At 69.3% G+C, this 8008-nt stretch carries 7 protein-coding genes; 3 read left to right on the forward strand and 4 right to left on the reverse strand.

Annotated features, from left to right (window positions below; genetic code table 11):
- The first annotated feature begins 55 nt into the window (after positions 1-55).
- Positions 56-1051 (forward strand): ornithine cyclodeaminase family protein, encoded by a 996-nt coding sequence (locus DP107_RS07900; protein WP_144261588.1) that lies wholly within the window; start codon positions 56-58, stop codon positions 1049-1051.
- Between the two features lie 270 nt (positions 1052-1321).
- Here the strand turns inward: DP107_RS07900 and leuS are convergent, their stop codons facing one another.
- The 3 genes from leuS to DP107_RS07915 all read right to left on the reverse strand — a co-directional run bounded on the left by leuS (position 1322) and on the right by DP107_RS07915 (position 5512).
- Positions 1322-4213, reverse strand: coding sequence for a leucine--tRNA ligase (gene leuS / locus DP107_RS07905; RefSeq protein ID WP_144261589.1), 2892 nt, complete (start codon positions 4211-4213; stop codon positions 1322-1324).
- A 244-nt stretch (positions 4214-4457) separates the two neighbouring features.
- The gene (locus tag DP107_RS07910) at positions 4458-4907 is read right to left on the reverse strand and encodes a peroxiredoxin (RefSeq protein WP_144261590.1); all 450 of its coding nucleotides are present in this window, start codon (positions 4905-4907) and stop codon (positions 4458-4460) included.
- Between the two features lie 131 nt (positions 4908-5038).
- A complete protein-coding gene (locus tag DP107_RS07915; protein WP_144261591.1) occupies positions 5039-5512 on the reverse strand; it encodes a peroxiredoxin in 474 nt (157 codons plus the stop codon).
- A 269-nt stretch (positions 5513-5781) separates the two neighbouring features.
- Between DP107_RS07915 and DP107_RS21115 the strand changes: the two genes are divergently transcribed.
- A complete protein-coding gene (locus DP107_RS21115; protein WP_272949831.1) occupies positions 5782-5913 on the forward strand; it encodes a hypothetical protein in 132 nt (43 codons plus the stop codon).
- A 285-nt stretch (positions 5914-6198) separates the two neighbouring features.
- Here the strand turns inward: DP107_RS21115 and DP107_RS07920 are convergent, their stop codons facing one another.
- Positions 6199-7281 carry an aminopeptidase gene (locus tag DP107_RS07920; protein WP_144261592.1) on the reverse strand — a complete coding sequence of 361 codons (1083 nt, stop codon included), beginning with the start codon at positions 7279-7281 and terminating at the stop codon, positions 6199-6201.
- Between the two features lie 87 nt (positions 7282-7368).
- Between DP107_RS07920 and DP107_RS07925 the strand changes: the two genes are divergently transcribed.
- Positions 7369-7812, forward strand: coding sequence for a hypothetical protein (locus DP107_RS07925; RefSeq protein ID WP_144261593.1), 444 nt, complete (start codon positions 7369-7371; stop codon positions 7810-7812).
- Positions 7813-8008: the final 196 nt, after the last annotated feature.

The following is an 8008-nucleotide window of genomic DNA, read 5'->3' on the forward strand; positions in this document are numbered from 1 at the left end:
ACTGGTTCCGGCGGCTAGGGGTACAGGTAAGTGTGCCAGGCGAGAAGCGGACAGTATGCAGACGCTCCTCCTGAACCCCTCGGACGTGCGCGAGAACGCGCGGATGCCGGAGGTGATCGCCGCCGTCGAGGAGGCCTTCGCGGCCTACCAGCGCGGCGACACGCAGATGCCCGCCAAGTCCTACATCGACCTCCCGGCGTACAACGGCGACTTCCGGTCGATGCCGGCCTACATGAACGCCGGCACCTGGGACGCGGCCGGCATCAAGTGGGTCAACGTCCACACCGACAACGTCGAACGGTACGACCTCCCGACCGTGCTGGGGACGATGATCTACTCGGACCCGCGCAACGCCTTCCCGCTGGCCATCATGGACGGCACCACCCTCACCCGGCTTCGGACAGGCGCGGCCGCGGCCGTCGCGACGGAGCACCTCGCCGTCCCGGACGCCCGCTCGCTGGGCATCGTCGGCGCCGGGGTCCAGTCGTACACCCAGCTCGACGGGATCGCCAGCGTGCGCGACATCAAGGAGGTCGTCGTCGCGGACGTCCGCGACGAGGCCGTCCAGCGGTTCGTCGACCGCTACGAGGACGAGTTCGATGTCCGCGGCGGTACCATCCGGGAGGCCGCCTCCTGTGACGTGCTCTCGACCGTGACGCCCGTCGAGGAGCCCATCGTCCCGCGGGACGCGCTCGGCGACCACACCCACATCAACGCGATGGGTGCCGACGCGCCCGGCAAGCACGAGCACGGCGACGAGACGCTGCTCGACGCGACGGTCGTCATCGACGACTACGACCAGTGCACCCATTCCGGCGAGATCAACGTCCCGTGGGGTGAGGGCATGCTGAGCGACGCCGACATCTACGGTGAGTTGGGGGCAATCATCGCCGGCGAGAAACCCGGCCGCGAGCCCGGCGACGGCATCACCCTGTTCGACTCCACCGGCCTCGCCATCCAGGACGTGGCGACCGCCCACGTCGTCTACGAACACGCCGACGAGAACGACAACGGCTATCCGTTCGAACTGGTGGACACGGAGGTCCGGTAGCCGACGACCCGACTACGCGCGGAGAGCGCGGGCTCTCGCCCGCGCCGACCGGCCAGCCACGCGCGAGCGCCTCGACACGGACGTCGACCTGACCCGCCGTTGCGGCGTACGCCGTGGCCGTGCCGACGTCGGACTGGACCTCCCCGTGGCGCTTCCCGACGGGGAACCGAACGCGATAGTCCTGCCACCGCTGCTCGGTCGGGTGACGACCCCGAGTGTAAGAGCATGGGTCGTTGCCCGATTACGGCCCCGAAAACAGCCGAATACGGGCTACTCGATGTGGATGGCCGGCCGGAACGGCACCGCGTCGCCGGCCCTGTCGCCGGGGTCCTCGGCGCCCGTCTCGTCGAGGACGCGCACGTCGGCGTCGAACTCGCGCTCGTAGAAGCCGACGGCGTCGGCGTACACGTCGGCCTCCTCCGTGCCCTCCAGGATGGCCAGGCGGTCGTCCTCCTGCTCGCGGACGAACTCGACCAGCTCCTGGACCAGGTCGTTCACCTCGTCCCCGCGCTCGCGCAGGTCGGGGTCCGACATCACCTCGGACATCACCGCGCCGACGTCCGGCCCCGTCTCCACGACCTGCTCGAAGACGCTTCGCTTCCAGTCCGCGGCCGTGTAGACCCGAACCACGTCGGGGTCCGTGCCCGTCACGTCGACGATGTCGTTGATATCGTCGGTGAGCGACTCGACCAGCGACTCCCGGACCTCGACGGTCGGGTCCTCGCGGGACTCGTCGACGGCGGGCCAACCGGCGTCCTCGGCTGACTCGCCGGCCAGCCGCTCGTGCAGCTCGTTCGCCAGGAACGGTGTGAACGGGGCCAGCAGGCGCAGACGCCGGCTCAGGACGTGTCGCAGCGTCCAGCGCGCCCCCTCGCGGTCGAGGTCCGCCCGCCGGCGGTACCAGCGCAGGTGCTCCTCCATCGCGTAGAAGGCCGCCTGGCTCGCGGTGCGGGTCTCGAAGCCCTCCAGGGCCTCCGTGGCCTCTCGGATGACCCCCTGCAGTTTCGACAGCAGCCACTCGTCGATGGGCCGCAGGTCCGGCTCGTCGGGAGCGTCATGCTCTCGCGGCTCCGCCGCTCGAACGCCCGGGTCGCCGGGCGACCCCTGCTCGATCACCTCGGTCGCGCGGTTGTAGAACCGCCGCAGCTGGCCGTGGGCCGACGAGACGGCCTCGTCGCGCCAGTCGTAGTCCTGCCACGGCTCGGCGCTGTTGAGCAGGAAGAACCGGACGGTGTCGGCGCCGTACTCGTCGATGGCCTCGCCCGGCAGCACGACGTGGCCCTTCGAGGAGGACATCTTCCGGCCCTCCAGCAGCCCCATCCCCATGATGGTGATCCCCTCCGGCCAGTTGGCCTCGTCGAACAGCTCGGCGTGGTGGTAGAGGTAGAAGGTGAGATGGTTGGAGATGAGGTCGTTCGCGGAGACACGGTAGTCGACCGGGTACCAGTGGTCCCACTCCTCGCGCAGTTCCAGAGCACGCTCGTCGGGGGCCTCGGCGGCGTCGGTGCCGTAGAACAGCGTGTCGAAGAACGCCCGGTCCATCTCCCCCGGCGGAATCTCGTCCAGCCGGTGGGCGATGGTGTAGTAGGCCATGTAGACCGTCGAGTCGCTGAGCGGCTCGATGACGAAGTCCTCGTCCCACGGCAGGCGGGTGCCCAGGCCGTAGTTCCGGATGCAGGGCCACTCGTTCAGCCAGTCGACCGTGTGGGTGTACTGCTCTCGCGTGTTCTCCGGGATGGTGTCGAGATCCCCGACGAGGCGCTTGGTCTTCGCCATCCAGTCCTCGTCGTTGTAGCGCAGGAACCAGGTCTCCTGCTTGGCGACCTCGACGGCGCCGCCGCAGCGACAGACGACATCCTCCGTGAACTCCTGCATCGCCCCGAAGGCGCCGCGCTCGCGGTAGTCGTCGCGGAACCGCTCGCGCACGTCCTCGACGGTCTCGCCGGCGTACTCGCCGTACGCCTCGAGCAGCCGACCCTGGTGGAACTCCCGGTTGTACAGCTCCTGGGTCGCCTCCTCCAGCGCCGGGTCCTCCTGGCTGGAGACATCGTACTCCTCGACGGCGTCGCGGGCCGGGACCTCACCGTACCCCTCGACGGTCAGGATGGGCACGGACTCGATGGCCCGGACCGCCTCGGGGTCGATGCCGTACTCGGCCATCTCGTCGGCGCGCTCCTTTGCCTCCTGCAGCGCGATGTAGTCGTCCGGCGAGTGCGCCGGGACGGACATCACGACACCCGTCGCGTTGTCCGTGTCGACGAAGGAGGCCGGCAGGACGAGCACCTCGTCGCCGGTGATGGGGTTGGTGACGCGCTCGCCGACCAGGTCGGCGCCCGACAGCTCGCTGTCGCCCCCGATCTCGTGGTCCTGCAACTCCAGCTTCTGGACCGCCTGGCGGGAGACGACCCACCGCTCCCCGTCGACGGTCGCGCGGACGTAGTCGCCGTCGGGGTCGACGTAGGCGTTCGTCACGCCCCGGACCGTCTCCGGGCGCAGGGTCGCCATCGGCAGGATGGCACCGTCCTCGCCCTCGAACCGTACCAGGGTGTACTCCTGGAACTCCGCCTCCTCGCCCTCCAGCAGGTCGTGCGTGGTGACGGGGTTGTCCTCGTTGGTACAGTACTTGACCGGGTGGAGCCCCTTCTCCAGCAGGCCGCGCTCCTTCAGCGTGCGGTACTGCCAGGTGATGAACTTCGAGTAGCGCTCGTCGTTGGTCGTGAACTCGCGGCGCCAGTCGACCGAGAGCCCCAGCTGGCGCATCCCCTTCTTGTAGTGCTCCTCGATGAAGTAGCGGGCGAAGCCCATCGGCGTCTCCAGGTCCTGCAAGGTCTCCTCGGGGACGTTGTACGTGTCCCGCAGGACCGACAGCTGCTCCTCCTCGCCCTTCTTCAGCCGCTCGACGGCGCCGATGATGGGCGTCCCGGTGACGTGCCAGGCGATGGGGAACAGGACGTTGTCGCCCTGGAGCCGGCGGTAGCGGGCGTAGACGTCCGGGACCGTGTACGTCCGGGCGTGACCGACGTGCATCCCGCCCGAGGGGTACGGGTACGGGACGGTGATGAACGTCGCGTCCCCGTCCTCGTCCGGGTCGGCCTCGTAGTACCCCTCCTGGCGCCACCGCTCGCGCCAGCGGGTCTCGATGTCGGCGGGGTCGTAGCTCATACCCGGAATGCGTACGGCGGGCCCTAAATACCCGTCTCATCCGCGTGGGGTCGTGGCAGGGTGTCGCGGCCCCCCACCACGCTCACGCTCGCGGCCGCGGTGGGATGGCCGTGTGTCGCTTCCCCGACGAGGCCGCGTCGACGGTCGCGCAGCTGGCGACCGGTGTGGATACGTCGATATAGCCGGGTATAAGCCAGCTATCCTCTCCGTTCGGGAAGAACCCCGACTCCCCCCGAGATATCCGCTACTCGCCGCCGAACCGCTCCCGGGCGTCCCCCAGCACTTCCATCGCGTGGCCGGAGGGGTCAGCCAGTTCTGGGTCGTAGGTCGCGACGACCTCGCCGTCGGCCAGCAGGAAGGTCAGCCGGTCGGTGTACCCCTCGTCGGTGTCGACGCCGAACGCCGCGGCGACCTCCCCGTCGGTGTCGGCCAGCAGGTCGAACGTGACGCCCTCCTCCTCGGCGAAGTCGGCGTGGCTCTGGACGTCGTCCAGCGAGACGCCGTAGACGTGGACGCCGAGCTCCCGGAACTCCGGACAGTGGTCCTCGAAGTCGTTGACCTGGATGGTGCAGCCGCCAGTGAAGTCCTTCGGGTAGAAGTAGACGACGGTCGGTTCGTCGAACGCGAGGGTGACCGATTCGTCGTTCTGGTTGGGGGCGCTGACCTCGGACACCGTGTCGCCGGCTTCGAGCATATGCTGGCGATTCAGCGCCCTGGTGGAAACCCGTTTGGGTACTGGTCCGCGCGGCGCCGACACCGGAAGTCGGCCGTGAGCCCCGGTTCCACGACCGCCCGGCATCCCGTCGCTTCCGGTCGAACGCGCCGTCACCCGGCGTCGCGTCCCGCCGCGCCCGACAGCTCGACGAGCTCGTCGTCGAGCAGGTCGAGCAGCAGGTCCCGGGCGTGGCCGTCGGGGTTCACGCCCTCGTACACCCGCTCGACGGTCCCGTCCACGACGACGAACGTGGTCCGTTTCGCGCGGCCGGTGATGCGGGGGACGCCGAACGCCTCGCAGACGGTCCCGCCGGGGTCGGCCAACAGGTCGAACGTGATACCCTCCTTCTCGGCGAAGTCGGCGTGGGCGTCCACGTCGTCGGTGGAGATCCCGTAAACCGTGACGCCGGCATCGGCGTACGCTTCGGCCTCCGCCGTGAACTGCTGGGCTTCGACCGTGCAGCCCGGCGTCTCGTCCTCGGGGTAGAAGTAGCACACCGTCACTCCCTCGTAGTCGGGGCTGACCGGCTCGCCGTGCTGGTTCGATGCGGTGACCGCGGGGGCGTCGTCGCCCGGTTCGAGCATGGCGGTCGTTCCCCGCCGAGCCGGATACGACTGCTGGTCCCGGACGACGCCGACGGACACGGGTCCGACCTGGGGGCCCGCTACCGCCGGAACGGCCGCCGCTGCCGCCGCGACCCGAGCGGAACCGGCCGTCCGTTCGTTCCTGCCGGGTATAGTACGTGGAAAATCGAATCTATTCCGGCATGTAGAACCCATACGAACACTTCTAGAGCATATTAACGCCATTATGGCCAACGCTTATCCGTATCTCTCGATATCCGTCAACCGTAATGTCCGCATCGCTCCCGCCGTCCGGTCCATCCGCGAGTTACGCACCGTGTTACGACTGCAACGAGGGGTCGCTGGTCTGGGACCACGAGGCACAGGAGAGCCGCTGCTCGGTCTGCGACTCGACCCTGTAACCACGCTCGGCGACGTTCATCGTCGACTCCCGCCGCCGGGTGGGCCCGCCATGCCCCCACCCGGACTCCGCCGACGCCCCGTTCCGTCGGCATCCGAAGTCCATCCCGGCTCGCCGCTACGTCGGCAGCCGGCTGCCGCCGGCACCCACCGTGCCGGCACCGTTCTCGACCCGGACAGCCACGCCCGGGTCGCGTCGTGCCCCCGCGTGTCGTTGATAGGCCTGCTCGCCCGCTACTGCCGCCCTTCGCCGCCGTCCAGTCCTCGCGGCCCGACGGTCGCCGCGCTCAGTCCTCGAACCGGAAGGTGCCGTTCCGCTGGACGATCTCGCCGTCGACCTCGATGCGTGAGTCCTCGCTCATGTCCACGATCATGTCCTCGTGGACGGTCGAGTCGTTGCGCTCGTTGCCCTCCCCGACGGTCTCGCCGTAGGCCCGCCCGATGGCCATGTGGACGGTGTCGCCCATCTTCTCGTCGAACAGCATGTTGCCGGTGAACCGGTCGATATCCCGGTTCATTCCGATGCCGAGCTCCCCCAGCCGGCGCGAGCCGTCGTCGGTTTCCAACAGGCTCGTCAGCAGGTCCTCGTTCTCCGAGGCGCCGTGCTCGACCACCTCGCCGTCCTCGAAGACGAGGCGGGCATCGAGCACCTCCCGGCCCTGGATGAGGACGGGCTTGTCGAACAGGACCTCCCCCTCGACGCTGTCCGGGACCGGCGCCGTGAACACCTCGCCGCCGGGCATGTTGTTCTCGGCGGCGTCGTTGATGACGTGATTGCCGGCGACGGACATCGTGACGTCGGTGGTGTCGCCGCTGACGATGCGGACCTCGTCGGCCGGGTCCAGTCGCTCGACCATCTGCGACTGGTGCTCCCGGACCGCGTCCCAGTCCTTGTTGATGGCGCTCCAGACGAAGTCCTCGTATGCTTCCATTGACATCTCGGCCTTCTGGGCATGGCCGGTGGAGGGCCACTGCGTGAGCACCCACCGGGAGTCCAGGAGCGCCTCCTGGACCGCCCGGTTGGCGCGCTTGGCGACGGCGCTCTTCTCCGGTGGCACGTCGCCCGTCTCGTTGAGGTTCGCCTCGCCGCGGATCTGGACGACCGCGTCCGCGGCCTCGTACTTGGCCCGGACGATCTCGTTCTCCTGGTCGAGCGTCGCCTCATCGGCGGCGAGCCGGTACGCCCGCTGGATGCGCGGGCTTCCTAGCGAGGTGCTGACGACGCCGCCGCGCTCGCCGACCAGATCCGCCACCGCGATCGCGAGCGGCTCGGCGGCCTGCGAGGCCACGACCGCCACCTGGTCGCCGGCCTCGACCTCGGCATAGTCGTCGACGAGTATCTCCGCGTGAGTCTCGATGCGGGGGTCCATGGGTCGACTTGCGGGGCGACCGCGAAAAGCGTGGCCGAAGCGGTGGCCGGACCCAGCGCTCTTGTCGGCAGGGGCACAAGCCGGCGCATGGCGACGGCCGGAGACGAGCCTGCGGCGGCACGGGAGCGCGACTCGCTCGCCCGGTTGCTCGCGTTCTGGTTGCTGGCCGGCTTCCCGCTGTTCGGAACCGGCGCGACACTCGCCGAGACCCTCGGGCCGGTCGTTCCGCTCTCGGACCTCGGGTTCGGGCTGCTGTTCGGGACGAGCGTCGCCGTGGTTCCGTGGGTCCTCGGCCTGCGACCGAAACTGCGGTCATGTCTCGGATTCCTCCTGCTCGACCTGGTCCTCGGCGTGACGCTGTTCGTCTGGCTCGCGGGACTTGGCCTCACGATCGACGGGTGGACGGCGGTCGGGACGGAGATCGCACACACCGGGCTCGCGGCGCTGCTGGCGTTCGGCGTCCCCTGGGGTCGCGTCCGGCGGCGGGTGGAGCGCTACCTGAACCCGGCGGCGGCCGGGACAGAGCCGTAGCCGGTCACGCCGTCGCCGTCCGTCGGTCTACGCCTCGAATCCGTCCTCGCGGCTCCCGACGGTCGCCGCCCGGATACCGGGCGGCTCAGTTCACTCGCCGCGCTCAGTCCTCGAACCGGAAGGTGCCGTTCCGCTGGACGACCTCGCCGTCGACCTCGATGCGTGAGTCCTCGCTCATGTCCACGATCATGTCGAC

The sequence above is a fragment of the Haloglomus irregulare genome (assembly GCF_007421925.1).
GTDB lineage: Archaea > Halobacteriota > Halobacteria > Halobacteriales > Haloarculaceae > Haloglomus > Haloglomus irregulare.

Bases quoted from the DNA above. Each gene is read 5' to 3' on its own strand.
- DP107_RS07900 (WP_144261588.1), top strand. From the start codon at position 56: ATGCAGACGCTCCTCCTGAACCCCTCGGACGTGCGCGAGAACGCGCGG.
- leuS (WP_144261589.1), bottom strand. From the start codon at position 4,213: ATGAGCTACGACCCCGCCGACATCGAGACCCGCTGGCGCGAGCGGTGG.
- DP107_RS07910 (WP_144261590.1), bottom strand. From the start codon at position 4,907: ATGCTCGAAGCCGGCGACACGGTGTCCGAGGTCAGCGCCCCCAACCAG.
- DP107_RS07915 (WP_144261591.1), bottom strand. From the start codon at position 5,512: ATGCTCGAACCGGGCGACGACGCCCCCGCGGTCACCGCATCGAACCAG.
- DP107_RS21115 (WP_272949831.1), top strand. From the start codon at position 5,782: ATGTCCGCATCGCTCCCGCCGTCCGGTCCATCCGCGAGTTACGCACCG.
- DP107_RS07920 (WP_144261592.1), bottom strand. From the start codon at position 7,281: ATGGACCCCCGCATCGAGACTCACGCGGAGATACTCGTCGACGACTAT.
- DP107_RS07925 (WP_144261593.1), top strand. From the start codon at position 7,369: ATGGCGACGGCCGGAGACGAGCCTGCGGCGGCACGGGAGCGCGACTCG.